21 protein-coding genes are annotated in these 21,011 nt (G+C 62.8%); 14 read left to right on the top strand and 7 right to left on the bottom strand.

Annotation, left to right across the window (positions count from 1 at the left end; translation table 11 throughout):
- Positions 1–53: 53 nt before the first annotated feature.
- Genes FFS45_RS32770 through FFS45_RS32760 form a run of 3 tightly spaced genes read right to left on the bottom strand, consistent with a single transcriptional unit; the run spans position 54 to position 2,896 of the window.
- Positions 54–1,205 (bottom strand): DUF5624 domain-containing protein, encoded by a 1,152-nt coding sequence (locus FFS45_RS32770; RefSeq protein ID WP_137958795.1) that lies wholly within the window; start codon positions 1,203–1,205, stop codon positions 54–56.
- A 16-nt stretch (positions 1,206–1,221) separates the two neighbouring features.
- Entirely contained in the window at positions 1,222–2,100 is an 879-nt protein-coding gene (locus tag FFS45_RS32765) for an amidohydrolase family protein (RefSeq protein WP_137958794.1), read from the bottom strand.
- 19 nt (positions 2,101–2,119) lie between these two features.
- Positions 2,120–2,896 (bottom strand): aldolase/citrate lyase family protein, encoded by a 777-nt coding sequence (locus tag FFS45_RS32760; RefSeq protein ID WP_137958793.1) that lies wholly within the window; start codon positions 2,894–2,896, stop codon positions 2,120–2,122.
- Positions 2,897–2,993: 97 nt separating this feature from the next.
- Between FFS45_RS32760 and FFS45_RS32755 the strand changes: the two genes are divergently transcribed.
- Positions 2,994–3,881 (top strand): LysR substrate-binding domain-containing protein, encoded by an 888-nt coding sequence (locus FFS45_RS32755; RefSeq protein WP_137958792.1) that lies wholly within the window; start codon positions 2,994–2,996, stop codon positions 3,879–3,881.
- 153 nt (positions 3,882–4,034) lie between these two features.
- Here FFS45_RS32755 and FFS45_RS32750 read toward each other — a convergent pair whose 3' ends face one another.
- Positions 4,035–5,975, bottom strand: a complete 1,941-nt coding sequence (locus FFS45_RS32750) for a S53 family peptidase (protein WP_137958791.1) — start codon at positions 5,973–5,975, stop codon at positions 4,035–4,037.
- Positions 5,976–7,141: 1,166 nt separating this feature from the next.
- On the opposite strand from FFS45_RS32750, the gene FFS45_RS32745 reads away from it, so the two are divergent.
- From FFS45_RS32745 to FFS45_RS32725, 5 genes are all read left to right on the top strand, one after another.
- A complete protein-coding gene (locus FFS45_RS32745) occupies positions 7,142–7,765 on the top strand; it encodes a TetR/AcrR family transcriptional regulator (RefSeq protein ID WP_137958790.1) in 624 nt (207 codons plus the stop codon).
- A gap of 212 nt (positions 7,766–7,977) precedes the next feature.
- On the top strand, positions 7,978–8,640 hold the full coding sequence (locus FFS45_RS32740) for a DUF3313 domain-containing protein (protein WP_137958789.1): 663 nt from the start codon (positions 7,978–7,980) through the stop codon (positions 8,638–8,640).
- A 119-nt stretch (positions 8,641–8,759) separates the two neighbouring features.
- On the top strand, positions 8,760–10,043 hold the full coding sequence (locus FFS45_RS32735) for a paraquat-inducible protein A (protein ID WP_137958788.1): 1,284 nt from the start codon (positions 8,760–8,762) through the stop codon (positions 10,041–10,043).
- The gene (locus FFS45_RS32730) at positions 10,036–11,694 is read left to right on the top strand and encodes an MlaD family protein (protein WP_137958787.1); all 1,659 of its coding nucleotides are present in this window, start codon (positions 10,036–10,038) and stop codon (positions 11,692–11,694) included. Before FFS45_RS32735 ends, FFS45_RS32730 begins: the two co-directional genes overlap by 8 nt.
- Entirely contained in the window at positions 11,691–12,329 is a 639-nt protein-coding gene (locus FFS45_RS32725; RefSeq protein WP_249363022.1) for a PqiC family protein, read from the top strand. Before FFS45_RS32730 ends, FFS45_RS32725 begins: the two co-directional genes overlap by 4 nt.
- Before the next feature lie 11 nt (positions 12,330–12,340).
- Here the strand turns inward: FFS45_RS32725 and FFS45_RS32720 are convergent, their stop codons facing one another.
- On the bottom strand, positions 12,341–12,721 hold the full coding sequence (locus tag FFS45_RS32720) for a hypothetical protein (RefSeq protein ID WP_137958786.1): 381 nt from the start codon (positions 12,719–12,721) through the stop codon (positions 12,341–12,343).
- 58 nt (positions 12,722–12,779) lie between these two features.
- Here FFS45_RS32720 and FFS45_RS32715 point away from each other — a divergent pair, with 58 nt between their 5' ends.
- The 6 genes from FFS45_RS32715 (at position 12,780) to FFS45_RS32690 (ending at position 18,280) form a co-directional block, all read left to right on the top strand.
- Entirely contained in the window at positions 12,780–13,094 is a 315-nt protein-coding gene (locus tag FFS45_RS32715; RefSeq protein ID WP_137958785.1) for a hypothetical protein, read from the top strand.
- A gap of 163 nt (positions 13,095–13,257) precedes the next feature.
- Complete coding sequence (locus FFS45_RS32710) at positions 13,258–13,455, top strand: hypothetical protein (protein WP_137958784.1); 198 nt, start codon at positions 13,258–13,260, stop codon at positions 13,453–13,455.
- Between the two features lie 205 nt (positions 13,456–13,660).
- Positions 13,661–15,358 carry a methyl-accepting chemotaxis protein gene (locus tag FFS45_RS32705; protein WP_137958783.1) on the top strand — a complete coding sequence of 566 codons (1,698 nt, stop codon included), beginning with the start codon at positions 13,661–13,663 and terminating at the stop codon, positions 15,356–15,358.
- Between the two features lie 32 nt (positions 15,359–15,390).
- Entirely contained in the window at positions 15,391–16,212 is an 822-nt protein-coding gene (locus FFS45_RS32700; protein ID WP_249363025.1) for a protein-glutamate O-methyltransferase CheR, read from the top strand.
- Positions 16,209–16,685 (top strand): chemotaxis protein CheD, encoded by a 477-nt coding sequence (locus tag FFS45_RS32695; protein ID WP_137958781.1) that lies wholly within the window; start codon positions 16,209–16,211, stop codon positions 16,683–16,685. The genes FFS45_RS32700 and FFS45_RS32695 overlap by 4 nt, the downstream gene beginning before the upstream one ends.
- A 14-nt stretch (positions 16,686–16,699) precedes the next feature.
- Positions 16,700–18,280, top strand: coding sequence for a chemotaxis protein CheW (locus FFS45_RS32690; protein WP_137958780.1), 1,581 nt, complete (start codon positions 16,700–16,702; stop codon positions 18,278–18,280).
- A gap of 103 nt (positions 18,281–18,383) precedes the next feature.
- Here FFS45_RS32690 and FFS45_RS32685 read toward each other — a convergent pair whose 3' ends face one another.
- Positions 18,384–18,779 (bottom strand): darcynin family protein, encoded by a 396-nt coding sequence (locus FFS45_RS32685; protein ID WP_137958779.1) that lies wholly within the window; start codon positions 18,777–18,779, stop codon positions 18,384–18,386.
- Between the two features lie 74 nt (positions 18,780–18,853).
- Here FFS45_RS32685 and FFS45_RS32680 point away from each other — a divergent pair, with 74 nt between their 5' ends.
- Complete coding sequence (locus FFS45_RS32680; RefSeq protein ID WP_137958778.1) at positions 18,854–19,477, top strand: TetR/AcrR family transcriptional regulator; 624 nt, start codon at positions 18,854–18,856, stop codon at positions 19,475–19,477.
- Positions 19,478–19,491: 14 nt separating this feature from the next.
- Here the strand turns inward: FFS45_RS32680 and FFS45_RS32675 are convergent, their stop codons facing one another.
- Complete coding sequence (locus FFS45_RS32675; protein ID WP_137958777.1) at positions 19,492–20,148, bottom strand: hypothetical protein; 657 nt, start codon at positions 20,146–20,148, stop codon at positions 19,492–19,494.
- A 229-nt stretch (positions 20,149–20,377) separates the two neighbouring features.
- Between FFS45_RS32675 and FFS45_RS32670 the strand changes: the two genes are divergently transcribed.
- Positions 20,378–21,011: SH3 domain-containing protein (locus FFS45_RS32670; RefSeq protein ID WP_137958776.1), on the top strand; the 634-nt coding region annotated here is incomplete at its 3' end.

Here is a 21,011-nt window from a genome sequence, read left to right as displayed (position 1 = left end):
CCGCGCGGATGCCCTGCCGCGCGGGTCGTGTCGGCTCTCCTGCTGACGCGCTATCAGGACAGCTCGCGACGCGGATATGTCACGTTCGTAAAGCCGGGTATATCAACGTTTTGCGCCTGGTTGCCGTTGCTGTGCAACTGGTCGACGATGTAATCGGCGACGCAATTGGACAGCAGCTGGGTGGGGTCCTCCATGATGCGTCGCAGACGCGCGGCGGTCGCGTCGCGGTCGTCGATCGACGTGATTGGCGGCATGCCGTCAGCGGGCGAGGGATCGAATTGGTAAGGGCGCTGTTCGGGAAAGAGGGCGCGGGCAACGTCGATACTCGCGCGGGTGTTCAGCCACAAGTCCCTGTACGTGCGTTCCAGTTCCGCGAGTCCTGCCGCATCGGGTAACTCGGCGACCGAGAACGACGGCGCATGCGGCGCGACGAATATGCGCTCCGGCAGCAGCGTGCGGTTCGAGGCGCACCACACCAGATAGCACATGTTGTTGGTCGCCCACGTGGTGCCGGCCGTCGGCCTGCCCGATTGGCCGCTGACTAGCACCATCAGACGGTTCCAGTCGATTGATTGTGCGCGCAACCAGTTGCCGATGCGATAGACGATGTCGAGAAAGGCGAGCCCGAAGGTCGCGAACATCACGTCGTTCATCGGTATCGGCAAGGCGTTCGTGGGCGATGCGGCGAAGTACGCGTCGTTCAGGTACGCGAAGCTCAACAAAGAGTGATCTTTCTGGGCGCGATCGAGCAGATCGATCGTGACACCGCAGGTGTAGTCGACCAGATCGGCAATCTTTTGCTCGTGCCCGGCGAAGCTATCGACGGCGACATGATCGCGCCACAGCGCGAGCGAATTCGCCGCGCGGGTTTGCTGGGCGTGGTCGCGCAAGCGCGCCGCGTCGCTTTGCCAACTGCCGTCGTGCGGCGACACTTCTCGCATGCGCGCCAGATACGCAAGCGCCAGTGGCAGATGCGAGACAGCCGTCAACTCGATAAAGCCGCGGGTCGATTTGCGAAAGCTCTCGATGGCCGGTGCGCGCCCCGCGCCCGGAAACAGCACGATATCGCTGCCGGTGGACACCAATAGCGGATCGTCGCGTTGCTGTTGCGCCATCTGCTGTGTGAGATGCGCGCCAATACTCTGTGGGTCCGACGTGAACGCGCGAAACAGACCGGCGAACGCTGCGTTGGGTTGGTAGGGCATGATGGATTGGGCCGCCTCAATAATCGAACAGACGCGCGGGATTGTCGGACAGAATCAGCTTCTGCACAGCCGGGTCGCCGGTCCATGCGCCCAGCAGATTCAGCAGTTCGCCGGTGTCGCGGGTCGAATCCGGAATATGCGGCCAGTCCGAACCCCAGATCACCTTGTGCGCAGCGGCCTTGATGATGGCCTCGGCCATGGGTGCGACCGCCTCGTAACCGCGATGTTTGGCGATCCGGTAAGGTGCGCTCAGTTTCAGCCAGCAATGGCCGTCTTTCAGCAAACCAAGCAGGCGTTCGAAGTCGGCCGGCGTCAGGCCATCTTCTTCGAGCATGTAACCCATGTGGTCGATCACGAACTCAGTCTGCACGTCGGCGAGAAACGGAATCAGATTGCGTACCACCCAACCGGGCGCATAGAACTGCACATGCCAGCCCAGGCTCGAACAAAGACGTGCCATGCGTGCGATGTATTGCTGGATGTCGCCGGTCGGCAGGCCCGAGCGTGCAAACAGGTCGAGCCGCACCGCGCGCACGCCTGCCGCATGGTAACTGTCGAGTGTCGCGGCATCGGTTCCCTCGTCGATCATTACCACGCCGCGTGCAATCGAGCCTGCGACGTGCAGCGCATCGATCATGCAGCGGTTGTCGGTGCCGTAGAAACTTGGCTGCACGATCACGAAACGCTTGAGCTGCAATCTGCCCATCAACTGCAAGTAATACGCGAGCTTACCGTCGGGCAGCGTGTAGTGCGGATGCGCCACGCAGGGGTATTTGTCGAGTGGCCCGAACACGTGCATGTGCGCATCGCAGGCGAGCGGCGGCATGATGAACGACGGGCGCGACAGCGTTTCGCAGTCGCGCATCGGAGTGGAAATCAGCGGGGTTTCTGCCATGGTAGAAAAATAAGGTTTATTAAAGAGCGCGAGCCTGTTCCGCGCGTTCGCGCAGCGCTGCGAGGAAAACGTCGCTGTCGATGCCGCCGAAGATGAAGGGGGCCGCACCGTCGCGGCGCAGATCGTTCAGCGCTTCGCACTCCGGCATCCCGCCGACGATCACGACCTTGCCGTGCCGCTGCGCCGCGGCGATCACCTGGCGGCAGGCTGCCACCACCTCGGGGTGGGCCGACTCGCCGGTGTGCCCCATATCCGCCGAGAGGTCATTGCAACCGAGCGCCAGCACGTCTACGCCATCCACCGCGGCAATCGCATCGGCGGCCTCAACGCCGGCACGGCTTTCGATCAGCACCTTGAGTACGGTCGCCTCGTTAAGGCGCCGGTTCATTTCGCGCGGGTGGAGTTTTTCGTAATGCACATAGGGCAGCGTGGCGAGCTGCGAGCGCTGCCCGAGCGGCGGAAAGCGCGTGGCGATGACCGCATCGCGCGCCTGCTGGGCCGTTTCGACGCGCGGCACGATGATGCCGAGCGCACCGCCGTCGAGTACCCGGTTGATCGTGCCGTAGTCGCGTTCCGGCACACGTACCCACGGCATCAGGCCGAGGTCGACGGCGCAAGAGGCGAGCTGGGCGACCGTATCGACCGGTAGCGAACTGTGCTCCATATCGATCCAAATCGTGTCATAGCCGGCAGCCTTGGCCCAGCGCACGGCATCCGCCGTCCGCGATGCCCGGATGCCCAGCGCAATGATCTTGTGCCGCTCGCGCAGACGTTCGACCAGTTCCGCACCGTTCATGTCGTCTCCATCGTTGTGTTGGTGGAATACAGTATCGTCGCTGGGACAGTTTTGATCTATTCTCTGAAATCAACTTATTGATTTGCAGAGTAAATCAGTGAATATCCGGCACCTTGAGTATTTCGTGGTCCTCGCGCAGGAATTGCACTTCCGGCGCAGCGCGGAGCGGCTCGGCATCACCCAGGCTCCGCTCAGCCTCGCAATCCAGGCGCTGGAAGCGGATCTCGGCGCGCGGCTCTTTCACCGCACCCGCCGCAGCGTGGCGTTGACCGAGGCCGGGCTCGCGCTGCTCGACGACGCGCGGGCGATTCTCGCGCGCATTGAACACGCGAAGGAAAGCGTGTGGGAGACCGTCAGCGGCGACGTTGGGCGCCTACGCGTGGGTTTTACCAACGCGTCGACGCTGTCGCCGTTTTTTCCGCGCCTGATTCACGCGTACCGGACGCAACGGCCGAAGGTCAATATCACGCTGCTGGAGTTGTCGTCATCGCTGCAGATCGAGGCGCTCGAGCAGCGCGAGATCGATGTTGGCTTGCTGCGGCTGCCCGAAAGTGTGCTACCCACCGGTCTGGTGTTCACGCCGTTGCTGGAGGAGCCGCTATTGCTTGCAATGCACGCTGGACACCGGCTCGCCAATGCAGGCTCGATCAAGCTTGAAGATCTGCGCGACGAGCCGTTTATTGCGTATCCGCGGCAGGCGGGGGTAGCCGTGTATGAGCAGACAGTCGCGTTATGCGCGAAGCGTGGCTTCGAACCTCAGGTCGTGCAGGAAGCGCAGCAGGCTTCCACGCTGATTGGGCTGACCGCGACCGGGTTGGGCATTGCGCTCGTGCCTTCGTCGCTCCAGGCCATCACCGTGCCGGGGGTTGTGTTCCGGCATCTGGACGAGACGGATACCGTCACCGCGCTGTATATCGCTCACCGGTATCGCGACGCCAATGCGCGGGCCATGCAGTTTGTGGAGCTGGCTCTGGGTCTTCGATAAGCGCGTTCGCTTTCGTGCCCCGGGGGTAGGGTTTACAGATAAAAAAACACCCCTTCGAGAAGGGGTGTTCAATCGGGGTGTTCAATCCAGCAGACATCTTCAACGCCTCAGTCATCCTCTTGAGGCGAAGAAGCAATCAGCCGCGCGCCGCGATTACTGAGCCAAAGAAGTGTTTACTTTGGTGAAATCCAGGCTGCCGAAACCGGTGTCGTCGTCAAAGCCAGCCTTGGCGTTGTAACCGTGACCGCTATAGCCGTTGTTGCCTGAGGTCACATCGTGGATCGACGTCTTGTTGCTCGGGAAGGTCTGATAAAAACTGGCCGTCGGCAAGCTCAGGCTGTTGTTGTTGGCCGATTCGACACGCGCCCAGCCACCGACGAAAATCGGCGAAGCGAGGCTTGTGCCGCCAACGAGCTGATTCGTCTGGCCATTGATGACGATATAAGCGCCGGTTGCGGAAGCCGCATCGAACGCAACGTCCGGTACGACCCGCTTGGTAACCGAGCTTCCCAATGCCGCCGTTTGCCAGCTCGGCGCGGTTTCAAACAGACTGACGCCACCCCCGGTTGCCCAGATACGCACGGCGTTGTCGACGGGGTTGCCGTTGCTGTCGAGATCGGCATAGGCCACGCCTTCGTTCCACACGGTTTCGCCTGCCCACGTGGTGGTGTTGGTGGTCGACAAGGTCGTACCGCCTACGGCGACCACGTACGGTGAGCTTGCCGGCGTCGACACGCTGTACTTCGACAGGTTGATGGTGGTCTTGACGCTGCTGCCGTTGTACGTGCCGATATAGCCGGGCGCTCCTTGTGGCGAAGTGGACCACTGATACACGCCGGCGTCGCCCGCTGCCACGGAGAATATCTGACCTTGGGCCACTGCCTGCTTGAAGACCGCATCGTCGGCTGCCAGCGAGCCGTCCGAGTTCGCCGCCGATTCGTCTTCGCCTAACGAGACGTTGATGACCTTGGCTACATTGTCGGTCACGGCCGTGTTGTAGGCCGAGGTCAAGGTCGCGTCGGTCAGGCCGTCGTCATTGCTGTCACCGTTGATGGCGGCGTAGAAAATGAGCTGCTGGACTCCGCCCGAGGTGCCGATGATGTCCTGGCTATCCAGATCCCACTCGCTCGGATCGCCGTCGTCGGCGAGCGTACCCTGGCCTCCCGGCACCACCGAGGTGTTCACGGTAGGCAGACCCGCATTCGACGTGAAGGTGTTCAGATCCGAAATCGTCTGGGTCATGTCGCCCCAGGTAATGATGCCCACCGTGGTGTTGGTGGCGGCCGGCAAGCCGCTCGCATCGTAGATCTTGGCAAAGTCCGTCGGCTGGTGCCCAACCTGCGCCGCAGCCGCGTTCGTCTTGGTCTTTTCGGGTTCAATGGCCAGATTGGCCGGAACCACACGATGATTCAACCGATGCGGTACGACTGCGTTCTGCAAGCCGAGCACGGAATCAACCGACGAGCTCAACGACGCGGGGATCAGCGCTGCCGAGTCGTTGGCGAACGCCTGCTTGCCGCGGTACGTAAAGCGCTTCAGGCTCGCGTGAAAGCCGCTCTGCGCATTATTGGCATTGCCGTCCGCCGAAACCAGCAGGTTATTTGGCGATACCGTGATATTGCTGAAACCGTTGGCCTTCAGGTGAGCGACGACTGCCTGAACCTGGGCATCGGTCGGTGCGAAGCGGGCCTTGAATTGCTGCGGCGTCAGATATTTGTGGTAATTCGCGCTACCCCGCTGGTTAAGCTCGAGCAGCAAGGCGTTGAGCTGATCATCATTACGGCCTTTCAGCACCACCGTAATATGCAGCGGCTGGCTGATTTCAAGCGGCGTGACCAGAGTGTTGCTGAGTTCGGCTGCGGTATTGCCGAGCGTATAACCGGTGGATGCGGCGGCGGCATTGCTCGCCTCGGGCTGCACCGCCGTACTGGCAGCTTGCGCGGAGGGCACGAGGAAAGCTCCGGTCCGGGTCGCAACCCAGGAATCCGCCGCCTGCGCGGACATGGGTATCAGGGTCGCGGCAATGGCCAGGGGCAATAGCGCCCTGGTGAAATCTCTGGAAAATACACTATTGACTTGCATAACCTTCTTCATTGTTTAAGCTCCAGGATAGTGGCGAAGAACCAGCATATCGATACATTGAAAGCATGATGCAATTCGTATAGCGCACGCATGAAGGCATGTAATCTCACGCATTACCACAGTAAGAACCAGGTACCTCAGTTCGGCATAAACTATCTCCCGTGTGAATTTTGGCTGTGAATTGTAAATTTGTTATTTAAGTTAGGATTGCTATTTATATGGTATGAGCCGATTTTGAATAAAAAATTCTGGTGCGTGATTTTTTGTGAAAAATTAATATCCGGCGCCGATAAATCCGCCATTGATACAATCTTCGGATATGAATCCGATACCGCCTATCGAGCTACCTTGCCCTGCTTGATCCAGTCGAAATAATGCAGCAGATGCCTGTCGGATAAGCTCGACAGACTTCGTGTTCCACAGCGCCAAACCAATTCGCCAAAGTCGAAATGAATATATATTTATTCGGAAAATAAATATTCCCTGTTCGCAGTTCTCCACAAACCACCAAGGTGGACCTGGTAAATACTGCCGTCACTATGGAAAACTTTTCCGGGTGCGATTTATCCGCGCAACAATGCGCGCTGCATGAATTATCGGTGAACCTCGCTGGCAGGTATGGATTCTAATAAGGAGGTGACAAATGGGTTTTGAGTGGTCAAAAGATAGGAGGAAGAAATCTCGCTGTCAAACTTTTTTTGATAGAACTTGGAATTTCTTGAAAGATTCTTCGGTGTGTTTTGTAATGTTAGGTAAGTTTAATGTAAATATATGCGAAATCACGGTAGCCAACGCAAGACTGGCGTATGAAATTGTTAAATCCATTTAAGCGCGGCATGCGTTGCCGTTTTACCGGGTCCACCCGCAACGGTCGTTTCTGTGAGAGCGCCGCTGCCGATGACATGGCATGTGCCACAGGGGCGTGAGGCCGGTAAGGTGTGCGTGGTGGGGTGCCTATCCCCGCGCGTCCTGAGGGGAAGGGCAAGCTAGCTTCAGATATTCCGTCGAGGAATCGGGCCTCGCTTGGTTAACATACAAACCGCCCGGCCGGTTTACCTGTACGAGGCATGGTGTTAGGCTGGCGCTTCACATGAGAAGCGTCGTTCAGCCTGAAGAAGCGCTGGCATGCCCGGCTACTTTTCTTCCAGCAACATGCGCGGCGCAGCCACCCCTGAGACATCATGGATAATCCAACCCGTTCCGAACGCTCCCGCCAGGCCGCCATTCAGGCGGCGTTCACGATCATTGCGCGTGACGGCCCGGGACAGCTCACGTTCGATGCGATCTCGCGGGAAAGCGGGATCAGCAAAGGCGGGCTGATGCACCAGTTCCGCACCAAAGGCGACGTGCTGAAAGCCTTGCTCGAGCACGACATCGACCATTTCGACGCGTTTTACCGCCGGTATCTGACGGCCGAGGGGGCGACGAAGACCGAGCCGAATCTTGCCGCGGAAATCGCCACCATGCGCGAAGCCAGCGGCAGTCACAACGCCGGGGGCTTCGCGATTCTCGCGGCGCTGGTCGAAGACCCCGCACTCCTGTCGGCCATGCGCGATCGCAGCGGCGCGAAGGTCAAGCATATCAAGGCCGAGGCGGCCGACCCCGACCTGGCGCTGCTGCGCTGGACGGCCGCCTGGGGGCTGTTGTTCACCGCGCGGCTTGGCATGAGCCCGCTTTCCGACAAGGAGCGCGCGCGCCTGTTCGAGCGCCTGCTCGACGAGAGCCGGTGGACGTCGTGCACCGAGGCGCCCGTCGAAGTGAAAAAGAAGCCGCGCATCACCCGCGCGCCGAGCCGCACCTAAGCTGCCGAAGAACGGAGCGCCCCAGCCTGCGGGCGCTCCTGGCAGACTCCTCATAGCCCTCTCCCGAAGCAGTTTTTTCGAGGCTCATCCAAGAAACAAACCGTCTGGTCGGTTTACATCTTGAATTGGCGGTGTTAGTCTGGCGCCTCGATACGAACTGTCGTTCCTGGGTCTCCGAGAGAGCAGGGGCGAAACCGCAACCGGAGAAACACATGCTCAAGTCAATCAAACCGCTACACCTGGTGCTGGCGGCTCTCTGCGCCGCTCTGATGGGGTGCGCCAGCGTGACACCCGTCGCGTATTCAGGTCTCGCTTCGGCGCCGTATTTGCGGCCCAATTCGCAGGACGATTCCGGCCGCGTGCCGTACCGCTTCGCACCGCAGACCGAGTGGCAGAAGTACACGAAGCTGATCATCGACCCGGTGACGATTTATCAAGGCGCGGATAACCAGTTCGGCGACATGCAGGACGCGGACAAGGCGGCCCTCGCGAGCTACATGCAAACCGAGTTCGCGGAAAAATTGCGGACCCGTTTCGAACCGGCAACGCAGGCCGGTGCGGGCACGCTGCGCCTGAAGCTCATCCTGACTGGCGCGAAAACCAGTACCCCGGTGCTTAGCACGTTCTCGCGCTTCGATATTGCCGGCAGCTTGTACAACGTGACTCAGACCGTGCGCGGCAAGGAAGGCGCTTTCACCGGCTCCGTGATCTACGCGGTCGAGATCTACGATTCGTCGAGCAACCGGCTGCTCAGCGCTTATGTGACCAAGCAATATCCGAATCCCTACAACATCGGTGCGAGCTTCGGTTCGTTGAGTGCGTCGAAGACCGGGATTGAGAAGGGGGCTGACGCACTGGTTGCGCAATTCAAGTAGTCGAATCCGGGGCGGGGTGGGGGACCCAGAGCGCACGTTTGAACGCGCGAGCACCGCCCCTGGGTGTCAGAGGCGCCTGCTGCGCTCATGGCTCCCGTGCCCGCTTGCCGATGCCGAAAATGAATACAGCCCGCTTGATCGCCTGTCACGAGTGTGACTATCTCCAATGGGAGCCGCGGCTCGTCGAGGGTGGCGCCGCGCATTGCCGGCGTTGCGACGCGCTCCTTTACCGGATGCCCGTGAACCACAACCGCGCCCTGGCGCTCGCCGTAGCCGCTGCCGTTCTGTTTGCGGTGGCCAACTGCTTTCCCGTGGTCGGAGTCCAGTTCAAGGGAACGCTTGTCGAAACCACGCTGTTCGGGGCGGCTTCGGCGCTGTATGCCGGGGGGATGTGGCCGATAGCGGGTCTTGTGTTCGTGACGACGCTATTGATGCCGTCGCTGAATCTCGCGGCACTGATCTATCTGCTGTTGCCCTTGCAGTTTGGCGGTTTTCCCCGCCGGCCCGAGAGCGTCCTGCGAGTGCTGCGGCACATTGCTCCATGGGGAATGATCGAAGTGCTGATGCTCGGCATGCTGGTCGCGCTGGTCAAACTGCAGCACATCGCCACGGTCGTTCCTGGCATTGCCATGGCGGCATTCGCTGCGGTCATGGTGCTGCTGGCTGCGGCGTCGGCGGCGTTCAATTCGCGTGACCTCTGGGCGCGTGTGGATGCCGCAAGAGGGCCGGCGGGCATGGCGCCCGTGCTGCCTGCGGCAACCACGAGCGCTACGGCGGCCCGCGCGGGCTGCTTCGTTTGTCGCGACTGTGGCCTGCTCTCGCCGCCTGCCGCTCATGCCCGCGATAAGCGCAGTCCTCGCCGCTCAAGCTGTGCACGTTGCGGGGCTGCGCTGCATCTGCGTAAGCCCGCCAGTCTCGCGCGCACCTGGGCGTTCCTTCTCGCTGCCATGGTTCTGTACGTCCCTGCGGTCGTTTTGCCGGTCATGGTGTCGAGCACCCTGTTCGGCGTGCGGGTGGACACGATCCTGAGTGGGGTCGCGTATCTCTGGACTTCGGGAGCATGGCTTCTCGCAGTCGTGGTTTTTATCGCCAGTATCGTTGTGCCCATGCTCAAAATTCTTTCCCTGGCCTATCTGGCCTGGAGTAGCCAGTTGCGCTCCGCGCGCCTCCCACGTCAGCGTTCACGTATCTATCGCATGGTGGAACTGGTCGGCCGCTGGTCGATGCTCGATATCTACGTCGTTACGATTCTCGTGTCGCTGGTGCAGTTCGGCTCGGTGGCCACCATCGATGCCGGGCCAGGCGCCATGGCCTTCGGCGCGGTCGTGGTGCTGACGATGTTCTCCGCGTTGTCGTTCGATCCGCGCCTGATCTGGGACGCGGTGGAGCCGCAGGATGAGTAAGCAGTCCGAAGTCACAGACGGTGCGCACACTCCCGGCTATCCGAGCGCCGTCGCGGCCGGGCGGTCGCGATGGCGTATCCCGCTTGTGTGGCTGGTGCCGTTTGTCGCGGTGCTGATCGCGGGCTGGCTGGCGGTGCAGTCGATCATGCAAAAGGGCCCCACCATCACCATCAGCTTCGTCACCGGCGACGGCATCGAGGCGGGCAAGACCCGGATCAAGTTCAAGAATGTCGATATCGGCACGATCGAAAGCGTGGTCCTGTCCGACGATCACAAGACCGTGCTCGCCCGCGCCGAGATGTCACGCAGCGCGGCCGGCCTGCTGGTCGACGATACGCGCTTCTGGGTGGTCCGGCCGCGCATCGCAGGGGGCAACGTATCCGGCATCGGCACGCTGTTGTCAGGCTCGCACATCGGCATGGACGTCGGCACATCGCCAAAGGCGCGGCGCGACTTTGTCGGTCTCGAGTCGCCGCCGGCTCTCGCCTCCGGCACGCCCGGACGCGAGTTCGTGCTGAAGAGCGCGACCATCGGCTCGCTCGATGTCGGCTCGCCGGTGTTCTTCCGCCGCCTGCAGGTCGGCCAGATCGTCTCCTATGCACTCGACCCCGACGGGGCAGGCATGTCGATTCACGTGTTTGTCAACGCGCCTTACGACAGGTACGTCACGGACGACACGCGCTTCTGGCACGCGAGCGGTGTAGATGTGACGCTGGACGCGACCGGTGTGAAGGTAGACACGGAATCGCTGATCTCCATTCTGATCGGCGGCCTGGCATTTGAAAACCCACCCGACACAGCCAGTACAACGGAAGCCGGGACGCGCCACGAATACCGGCTCTTTGCCGATCGCGCCGAGGCCATGAAGCGGCACGACGCGCTCGTCGACAAGTACGTCCTCAACTTTACCGAGTCGGTGCGCGGCCTGGCCGTGGGCGCACCGATCGATTTCCGCGGCATCGTGATCGGCGAGGTATCGGGTATCTCTGCGCATTTCGATCGGGCGACCCGGCAATTCAGCATTCCGGTCGAGGTCAGCATCTTTCCCGAGCGGCTGATTTCGCGCAAGGACTGGGGTGCCGGCGCGAGTGGCAGTGGGGGTAAGGATCAGGGCGACAGCGGCACTATCGGATCGCAACGCAAGGCCTTTGCCGACTACCTGGTGTCGAAAGGGCTGCGTGCGCAACTACGCACCGCCAGCCTGCTGACCGGGCAACTGTATATCGCTATCGACTTCTTTCCCGAAGCGCCGAAGGCCAGGGTGGACTGGAGCAAACCGACGCCGCAACTGCCGACCGTGCCGGGCAACCTGCAAAGCCTGCAGGACTCCATCGCGAGCCTGGTCGCCAGGCTGAACCGGATTCCGTTTGAAGGCATCAGCAGCGACCTGCGCAAGACGCTCGGGGATGCCGACACGCTGCTCAATACCATCAACACGGAGGTGGCGCCCGAGGCGAAGGCGACGCTGAGCTCGGCGCGCGAGACACTCACCGCGGCGAATCGCAGTTTGCAAAGCGACTCGCCACTCCAGCAAAGCACGGTCGAAACCATGCGCGAACTGTCACGAACCGCCGTCTCGTTCCGCTCGCTGGCCGAGTATCTCGAACGGCATCCCGAAGCGCTGCTTCGTGGCAAAACGGAGGACAAATGATGCGCGCCATTCCCCGTGTTTCGCGTGTTCCGTTGCGCGTTACGTTATTCGCTTTGGCCGCGATGCTGCTGACGTTTTGCAGCGGCTGTGCAACCTCACCCGCTGCGAGTTTCTACACCTTGAACCCGGTTCGACTCGCCGGGCCGTCTGCCGATCCAACGCCCTCTGCCGCGCCGCTGATGATCGCGATCGGCCCGGTCACGGTGCCTGAACTGGTCGATCGCGCACAGATCGTCACCCGGGTGGATGCGAACCGCGTCTCCATAGACGAGTTTGCGCGCTGGGCCGATCCTTTGACGAGCCAGATTCCTCGCGTCCTGGCGGCGGATCTCCAGCAACTCATCCCGGGTGCGATCGTCTCGACCTATCCGCAGCGTGTGGACGATAACGCGTATCGCGTCTCGATCGACGTCCAGGACTTCGATGCGCAGGTGCATGGCACCGTAATGCTGGCCGCGATCTGGTCCGTGTTGCCGCCGCGGCACGGGCAGCCGGTCAGCGGCCGCACGGTGACGCAGGAAGCGCTGAGCGGGCCGGGTTACGACCCGCTCGTCAAGGCATACAGCCGGGCGCTTGCGTCGGTGGCGGCTGATATTGCGGTTGCAACGCGCTCCGCGAGACTCATTACACGTTAGCCAAAAGATGCTCAGGCCGTGGTCGACACCAGCGTTCCGGTCGTCTGCATATGCGAATGCCCCTTGAGGTTGTCGGCAAGCGTTTGCACAAACGACTGCAACGTGGTGCCCGAACCGCTATCGCCGAGCGAACTCAGCAGCGACTGAAAGTCGGTCTGTAGCGTCGACGCCTGCGAAGACGATGAGGACGACGAGGACGAATCGCCGCTCGCGTCCGAAGACCCGGAACTGGTGCTCGAGGCCGTCGTGCTGCCGGAACCCAGTTGCTGCGCGAGCGCATTCAGCGCGCCGCCAATATCGCCGTAGGACGAGGTGACCGAACCCGCGGCCGAAGCACTGCTGCTACTGGACGTGGACGCGCCGCTGCCGTCCGGCTGCTGCAGCGAACCCATCGCCTGAAACAGCGCGCCAAGAAACGTTTGGAGTGCGACAGAAACCGCGCTGGCCGAGGTGGCGTCGCTCGTTGACGACGTCCCCGTGCTTGCCGAGGTGGAAGAGGTCGATGCCGTGCTGGAGGTGCCCGAGGTTGCGGAAGTGCTGGAAGCGGCGGTGCTGGACGAGGTGCCGGACGTGCTGCTGATCCCCAATGCGGAAAGGGCGCTCTCGAGCGCGGTCAACAGCGGATTGCTGCTGGTCGAACTGGTCGACGAAGACGCGGAAGAGGCCGACAAATCCGACGCTTCATGCCCCGAACCGCGCCTCGCGTGGCGCGTGGTGTCGACCGAAATCGGGTTGGTGCCGGTCTGTGCACCGTTCAGACTCTGAATACTCATGATGAACACACTCCTTACGGGTTGAGTCCTTAGCGTAAGGGGTGGGAATAAATTCAAATGCCTGGTAAGGGGCTGATTCGTCCTTCATCTCGGCTGCCGGTAAGGGGCGGAAAGTTTCGCATGGGAAACGGACCGGATTTGCGCAGTTTGCCCCCTTGACCGCTCGTCCGAAACGTGAACCTTGGGTCAGCCTCGCATCGCTTTTTGATTATGCCGATCGCATTAACACGCTGTTATTTTTAAAGCCATACTCATTGAAACGTGAATCGCTTAAAAGAAGTTCGCAAACGATTGCTGAGGAATGGAAAGAAAAAAACAAAAAACAACTCGAATTCAGGGTTAATCCGGTATAAAGCCTGCATCTTTTTTTGCCGATATACCGTGTGCAGTGGCAGTGAAGCGCAAGGGCGGCGACGCGAAAGATCGCTTGCAGGGAGGCGCTTTGCTGGCACGGCACTCCAAATACATTACTGAGAGAAAGCACGGCCGAACTCCTCCAGCCAGGTGAGAGTCCCGGCGTGCTCTGATTTTTCACGCGCGTTCAACGAGGAGAACGAAGTGGAACATTCAACGCCCGAGCGGCATCTGGAAATCAACGAACTCAGTGCGGTCAGCAGCGCGCTAAATCGTGTTCAGGCAGTGATCGAATTCGATCTGCACGGCATTATCCTGCACGCCAACGACAACTTCCTGAAGACACTGGGTTACACGCTCGACGAGATCCGCGGTCAGCATCACCGCATGTTTTGCGAGCCTGCTTACGCCGAGAGCCTCGCTTACCGCCAGTTCTGGGAGAAGCTCGCGCGCGGCGAATTCGATCACGGCGAGTATCAGCGCCTTGGCCGGGGCGGCCGGGAGGTGTGGATCAACGCCTCGTACAACCCCATATTCGATGCCGACGGCAAGCCTTACAAGGTCATCAAGTTTGCTACCGACATTACCGCCACGCGCCAGCAGAACGCCGAATACGAGGGCAAGGTGCGGGCGATCGATCGCGCCCAGGCGGTAATCGAGTTCGATCTGTCCGGCCACGTGCTGTCGGCCAACCAGAACTTCCTCGACACGCTCGGTTACCGGCTCGAAGAGATTCAGGGCAAGCACCACCGCATGTTCTGTGACGAGGCATACGCGGCGAGCGCCGCGTACCGGGATTTCTGGGCCAAGCTCAATCGCGGCGAATTCGATGCGGGCCGCTACAGGCGGGTCGCCAAAGGTGGCCGTACGGTCTGGATCCAGGCCACCTACAACCCGATTTTCGATGTGAGCGGCCGCCTGCACAAGGTCATCAAGTTCGCCACCGACGTTACCGCCCAGGTCGAACTGGAAGAGCAGGTCCGGCGCCGCGCCGAGGACGATCAGCGCAAGGTTGCGGGGCTGCTGCAGGCAGTCAGCCAGGCCGCCGCGGGCGATCTGACCGGCACGGTCGAGGTGACCGGCAACGACCCGATCGACCAGCTTGCCGCCGGCATCAAGCGGATGATGGACGATCTGCGCGGTGTGATCGGCAAGGTGGTCGAATCCGCTGGCGGCTTCTCGGCCTCGTCGCAGGACATCGCCGGGCGCGCCAATACGGTGGCAAGCGGAGCCCAGTTGCTGGGTGCGACAGTCGAAGAGATGAACGCCTCGATCGAAGAGCTGACGGCGTCGATCAACTCGATTGCCGACAACTCGCGCAGCGCCGACAACCTCGCCAAAGACACCCAGCAGGAAGCCGAGCGCGGCGCGAAGGCGGTGGCCCGCTCGATCGAGGCGATGGAGCTGATCAACAAGTCGTCGGAAGACATCAGCGAGATCATCAAGGTGATCGGCGAGATTGCCAGCCAGACCAATCTGCTCGCCTTCAATGCGGCGATCGAGGCGGCACGCGCCGGTGAGCATGGCCTGGGTTTTTCGGTCGTGGCCGATGAAGTGCGCAAGCTTGCCGAGCGCTCGTCGCAGGCGACCAAGGAAATCTCGAAGCTGATCAACGAATCGGTCAAACGGGTCGCCCAAGGCAGCGAGATCTCCAGGCAGGCGGGCGAGGCGTTCGACAAGATCGTCTCCGGCGTGAGCCGCACCACCCATGCGATCTCGGAGATTTCCTGCGGCGCGGACGAGCAGTTGATCGCCGCCCGCGAGGTCAGCGCGGCGATCCAGCAGGTCGCCGAGGAGACCGAGAAATCCGCCGGCGCCTGCGACACGATTGCGCGAGCCAGCGCCACGCTGATGCAGGGCGCGCAGACGCTCGACCAGACCGTCACGCGCTTTGTCGTTTAACCGCGCTGTTTGAACCGGGAGGCACCGTGGATATGGAGCGAGAGGTCGATCAGGCCACCCGCCGGGCCCTGTTCGACCAGGTTCGGCGGCATACCGGCATCGTCATGGGCGAGCGCAAGTGGACCCTGCTGGAGGGCCGCTTGCGCCGGCGTCTGCGCGAGCTGGAGCTGTCCGCGTACCGGGATTACCTGCAGGTGCTGGAGGCGAAGCCCGACGAGGTGCGTGATTTCATCGATCTGGTGACCACCAACGAAACCTCGTTCTTTCGCACGCCGCGCATCTGGGAGTACTTCGCCGGGCAATTCCTGCCGCACTGGCATGCGACGCGCGGCGATACGCCGTTGCGGGTCTGGTCGGCGGCCGCCTCGAGCGGCGAGGAGGCCTATACGGTGGCGATGCTGTGCGAAGAGTTTCGCAGCCGGCATCCGGCGTTTCGCTACCGCATCCTGGCCACCGATATCGGCGATGCGATCCTGCGCAAGGCGGCGGCCGGGCATTTCCAGGGGCGCAGCATCGAGGGGCTCAGGCAGACGCGTCCCGAACTGCTGGCGAGGTATTTCAGCGCGGTGGACGGCGGTTTCTCGGCCGGCCCGGTGCTGCGCGCCAACCTCACGTTCCGCAAGCACAATCTGCACGAGCCGGCGCGCGAGATCGGCGCGATGGATGTCACGCTGTTGCGCAACGTGCTGATCTATTTCGACACCGACGGTCAGCAGATCGTGCTGGAGAACGTGCGGCGCACGATGGCCGCCGACGGGTTGCTGATTGTTGGGGAGTCCGAATCGCTTAGCCGCTTCGAGATGGGCTTCGCCTTCGAGCAACCGCTGATCTACCGCAACGAGGGCCGCCCGTGAACGATGCCCGCGAAATCCAGGTGCATATGTGCGCGCTTGCCATCGGCCAGGGGAACGACGTGCTGCGCGCGACGCTTGGCTCGTGCGTCGGCATAGGCCTCCTGTGGCGCGAGCGCGCTATCTACGGCCTCGCGCATTGCCTGTTGCCCGACGCACCGGTGCGGCCGCCCGGCAGCGGCGCCAAATACGTGACTCAGGCGATCCCGTCCCTGCTGGCGCTGATGCAGGTGCAGCGCGCCTCGTATGACGCACTGGAAGCGGTGCTGGCGGGCGGCGCGAATATGGTCCACTACACGCGCCGTCCCGCCCATCCGCCGATCGGCGAGCAGAACGTCCGCACCGCCCAGCAGTTGCTTGAAGCGCTTGGCGTGCGGGTGGTGCATGTGGATGCCGGCGGCGAGTGCGGCCGGCAACTGCTGATCGATTGCCAGCAACACACGTTCGTTGTGAAAAAGATTGCCCGCACTCTCTGAACGAGGGTTTCATCATGGATATCAACGCTACATCTGCGGCCGACGCTGCAGCAGAACGCGCGGTTGAACCCGCAGCCGAGGCTGCCGTTGAGCTGTACGGCTCGTTCCACCTCGGCGGCACCGAGCTGGCTCTGCCGGTTGCGGCCCTGCAGGAGGTGGTCGGCTATCCGGCGGCCGTTACGCCGGTGCCGCTCGCACCCGGGCATCTGCTCGGCATCTTCAACCTGCGCGGCACGCTGATTCCGATTGTGGACCTGCGGCAGTTGCTGCATTTACCGGACGATGCCGTACGCGCTGCCAGCAAGGTCGCGATCGTCGAACTCGGCGACGCCCGCGTGGGCCTGCAGTTCGACACGACCGGCGAAATCCTGCGCGTGCCGGCGGCGCAGAAGATCGTCTTCGATCGCGCCGATCATGCGGCGCCGATTATCTGCGGGGCGCTGAAACTCAACGGCGGCGAGCGCATCCTGCAGATTCTCTGCGCCGCGGCGCTGCTCGGCCTGCCCGACGTGCCGCAACTGCACCACCGCGCCACGGCCCCCGAGCGGCGAGCGCAGCAGGCGCAGCGGCGCCAGACTGTCTCGTTCCGGGTCGCCGATGCCCATCTGGCGCTGCCGATGGCGGCCATCCAGGAGATCATCCGCGTGCCGGCCATGCATCCGTCGCCGCTCGCCGACGCGATTTGCATCGGCATGCTGAACCTGCGCGGCACCACCGTGCCGGTGATCGACTTTGCCCGCTTCATGGGCCTCGCACGTGACGGCTCGGCGGCACCGCAACCGGCTGGAACTGCGGACGAACGGCGCATCGTCGTGCTCAACCAGCGCGACGTGCATGTCGGCCTGCTGGTCGACGAAGTGCGCAGCATAGTCGGCTACCGCGACGACGAATTGCTGGCGATGCCGGTTTATAGCCGCCGCCATGTGACGCTGTTTGCAGGCTGTCTTGGCAATGAAGGGCGCGACAGCATCATCCTCGTGAATCCCGAAGCCCTTTGCAGCCACGAGCAGATCACTGCGGTGGCCCAGGGCCATCGCGAGCTGTACCGCGACCGCACGCAGGCGGGTGGCGTTCCAGGCGGTCACCTGGGCGGCAAGGCCGGTGACAACGCCGGGCATGGCAGGCGTGGCGCCGGCGGCGCACGCGAGACCTATGTCACGTTCCGCCTCGGCCATCTGCTGGGCGTGCGCATCGGCCAGTTGCGCGAAGTGATCGACTATTCGAGCGAAGTGGTCGTCACGCCGGGTGCGCCGCCGTACGTGCGGGGCGTGCTGCATCTGCGCCGCGAACTGCTGACGGTGGTCGACGTGCGCGCCCTGTACGGCATGCCGCCGTACGACGACCTTGGCCACGCGAAGATCCTGATCGTCGAGTATCGCGGCGAAAAATACGGCCTCGTGGTCGACGCGGTGGACAACATCGTGACCATCGAAGCGGCCAGCCGCATTCCGGTGCCGGCCATGCTGACGCGCCAGCTCGGCAACGGCTGGGGCAACGGCATGACCGAGGCGGTGGAATTGCCGGGCCGCGGCACACTGATGCTGATCGATCTGGCCACGCTGTGCGAACGGGTCGCCGCGGAGGCGCAGGTGTAACGGTCCGCAGAGCGAGGGGCGGGCCAGACAGCATGCGGCTCGCGAGAGCGGGCGCGCGGCCGGATCTGCACCGGCGCCGCGTGCCTTATCTGCGCGAACCGGGCTATGCCGCAAGCGGCGCCGGCCGATGATCCATCGAGTAGCCGTTCTCGACGCCTGGCAGAATCTCGACGATTTCGAAGTAGAAATCCCAGAACGGTGTGCTGCGCAGTGCCTCGACGACGTTCTCATAGGCGCGGTGGCTGGTCGCATCCCACACCCAGACGTCGGTGACGATGCTCGAATAGAACTCGGTGTCGTAGACCCGCAGGCGCACCTCATCGGCGTACTGCTGCAGGATCGGCTGGAGCCGCTCACGCAGCAGGCGTGTCTGCTCGGCTGCGGCAAGCTCGAGCCATTCGACACGGGTTCGGACGAGCATGAAAACAGTCAGGGGAGTGGGCAGGTTGGTTGCGCCGGCTTCGCGTGCTTGCGGCGCGTGAGTGGGAGAGCCGTTCATGGGAGACATCCTTGAGGGTGGAGGAGAGGATAGAATATGAGCAAGCACTCGCATTCACTACTCGCTTTCCAGCCATGACCCGAACGTCTCGCCAACCGCCGCTCGCGCCCCGCAAGGCGCCCACTCAACGGCGCGCCGCCGCCACCGTCGAGGCGATCCTCGAGGCGGCGGCTCGCATTCTCGAGACGCAGGGGCTGGAGGGCTACACCACCAATGCGGTCGCCGAGCGGGCTGGCGTCAGCATTGGTTCGCTCTACCAGTATTTTCCGCATCGCGATGCGCTGACCGCGGCGCTGATCGAGCAGGAGACCGCCGCGCTGGTTGCGCAGGCGCGCGAGGCGGCGCGCGGCGAAACCTGTGCGGCGGTGCTGCGCGGCCTGATCGATGCCGCAGTGGCGCACCAGATGCGCCGGCCGGCGCTCGCGCGGGTCATCGACTTTGAGGAGCGGCGCCTGCCGATGGGCGAGCGCAACGAACGCGTCGCCGGCATGCTGCAGCGGATCATGGTCGAAGCGCTGCAGCTGCACGATGCGCCTGCGGTGGCCGACCGCGAGCAGGCCGCGCAGGACGTGCTGGCGCTCGCGCACGGCATGATCGATGCGGCCGGCGAGCGTGGCGAGACCGACGCGCCTGGCTTGCGGTTGCGCGTCGAGGTGGCGGTGCGCGGTTATCTGGTCGGCATGGCGTGCGCCGGCTAGCGCGGCAGCGGCGCTTACTGGTCGGCCACCGGTTCTGCCGGCGTCTGTGCGAGTGTCGCCAGCCTGCAGAACCAGTCGCCGCTATGGGGTGGGTATTGCCAGCGCGTGTCCTGCTTCAGAACAGTGGCGCACTGGTCATGCCAGGTAATCCCGGGCTCCGCGGCTGTGCATTGCAGGGCGAGGGCGCTCCCAGCAGTACCCGCATCCGGTTGCGCATGGACGAGTACGCGCCGCCCCGCATCGTGCGGCAATTCGCGCAGTTCGGGGGCTGGCGCGGGTGCGGTCGATGGGTCGGATGGGTCGGGTCGGTCGGGTTGGTCCGGCTTGGGTGATTGAGATGGTTGGCCTTGCGGCAGGCTCGCCAGCAGGCGCTGCAATTCCTCGATGCGCCCGCTGTACCAGGTGCGCAGGCACGCCTCGTCGGCGCAGTTCGCTTCGCGCCATGCCCATTTGCTGTCGCTGTCGGCGCGGAATGCCTTGGGGTTGGCGACGCTGCGGCGTGCTTGCCGGTACAGCTTGCCGAGCTCGTCATCGAGCTTCGAGAGATCGGCTCGATGGCAGATCAATTGCTCCGGGACCGAGCGGCCCTTGTTGCAGTCGAAGCTGGTCGCATGGGCCGACGGGTGGTTGAGCAGCAAGCTTGCGAGAATCACGGTGCGGAAAATCTTCATGGCGGTCCCGGCAAAACGAAGGTTCAGTCATGCGCTGAATGATCGTCTGAGTTGGAATCTCGCAGCCCTCAAAAAAAGGACCAGTTTGCGATCTGCTTACCAGACGTTTCGTGTCTCGCAGATTGCCCGCGCCAACGGTGCGCGGGCAGCGCGCTGCGATGTTCATCGCAATGCGGTAGGCTTGTTCTCGCCGCGATAATTACAACCGCTCCGTCCACAGGAGGCCGCAATGCGAAGGCAGTTCATACAGTGCTGTTATGCAGGGTTGACCGGTCTGTTGCTCGTGCCCACCGCGGCCTTCGCACAGGCGCAGGCTGTCACTAACGGCTCAGTGAATCTGCGGGCCGGTCCCGCGCGCGACTACCCGGTCGTGTCGCAACTGCCGGGCGGCGTGCCGGTCACGGTAATGGGGTGTGTGGCAGGTTACACATGGTGTGACGTTGCACTCCCTAACCTGCGCGGTTGGGTTTACGCTGGGCGTCTTGACTATCCCTATCAAGGCAACCCGGTTCCCGTTCTGAACTACGGCACCGTAATCGGCTTGCCGGTCATTACGTTTTCGATTGGCGCGTACTGGGGCAACTATTACCGCGGCCGGCCGTGGTATCGCGATCAGGCACGCTGGGCCCATCACCCGCCGCCCCGGCCGCCACGACCCGGCGCCGGCCGTCCGCCGGGTCCGCCGCCGGGTGGGCCAGGCGGCAGACCTCCCGGCAAGCCGGGCAATCCAGGCAGGCCGCCCGGCAACGCGGGGGGCAAGCCGCCGGGTGCCGGTGGACGCCCTCCTGGTGGTCCGCCGCCAGGCGCAGGCGGGCGGCCTCCCGGCGGCCAGGGTGGCGGCGGACCACCAGGAGGGCGTCCAC

Origin of the sequence: Burkholderia sp. 4M9327F10, assembly GCF_005503145.1 — a bacterium.
GTDB lineage: Bacteria > Pseudomonadota > Gammaproteobacteria > Burkholderiales > Burkholderiaceae > Paraburkholderia.
The sequence above is the reverse complement of the archived record's forward strand: the minus strand, read 5'-3'. Positions and strand labels throughout refer to the sequence as shown.

Bases quoted from the DNA above. Each gene is read 5' to 3' on its own strand.
- FFS45_RS32750 (WP_137958791.1), bottom strand. From the start codon at position 5,975: ATGAAGAAGGTTATGCAAGTCAATAGTGTATTTTCCAGAGATTTCACC.
- FFS45_RS32690 (WP_137958780.1), top strand. From the start codon at position 16,700: ATGGATATCAACGCTACATCTGCGGCCGACGCTGCAGCAGAACGCGCG.
- FFS45_RS32675 (WP_137958777.1), bottom strand. From the start codon at position 20,148: ATGAAGATTTTCCGCACCGTGATTCTCGCAAGCTTGCTGCTCAACCAC.
- FFS45_RS32765 (WP_137958794.1), bottom strand. From the start codon at position 2,100: ATGGCAGAAACCCCGCTGATTTCCACTCCGATGCGCGACTGCGAAACG.
- FFS45_RS32770 (WP_137958795.1), bottom strand. From the start codon at position 1,205: ATGCCCTACCAACCCAACGCAGCGTTCGCCGGTCTGTTTCGCGCGTTC.
- FFS45_RS32740 (WP_137958789.1), top strand. From the start codon at position 7,978: ATGCTCAAGTCAATCAAACCGCTACACCTGGTGCTGGCGGCTCTCTGC.
- FFS45_RS32680 (WP_137958778.1), top strand. From the start codon at position 18,854: ATGACCCGAACGTCTCGCCAACCGCCGCTCGCGCCCCGCAAGGCGCCC.
- FFS45_RS32685 (WP_137958779.1), bottom strand. From the start codon at position 18,779: ATGAACGGCTCTCCCACTCACGCGCCGCAAGCACGCGAAGCCGGCGCA.
- FFS45_RS32760 (WP_137958793.1), bottom strand. From the start codon at position 2,896: ATGAACGGTGCGGAACTGGTCGAACGTCTGCGCGAGCGGCACAAGATC.
- FFS45_RS32700 (WP_249363025.1), top strand. From the start codon at position 15,391: ATGGAGCGAGAGGTCGATCAGGCCACCCGCCGGGCCCTGTTCGACCAG.
- FFS45_RS32730 (WP_137958787.1), top strand. From the start codon at position 10,036: ATGAGTAAGCAGTCCGAAGTCACAGACGGTGCGCACACTCCCGGCTAT.
- FFS45_RS32720 (WP_137958786.1), bottom strand. From the start codon at position 12,721: ATGGGTTCGCTGCAGCAGCCGGACGGCAGCGGCGCGTCCACGTCCAGT.
- FFS45_RS32735 (WP_137958788.1), top strand. From the start codon at position 8,760: ATGAATACAGCCCGCTTGATCGCCTGTCACGAGTGTGACTATCTCCAA.
- FFS45_RS32725 (WP_249363022.1), top strand. From the start codon at position 11,691: ATGATGCGCGCCATTCCCCGTGTTTCGCGTGTTCCGTTGCGCGTTACG.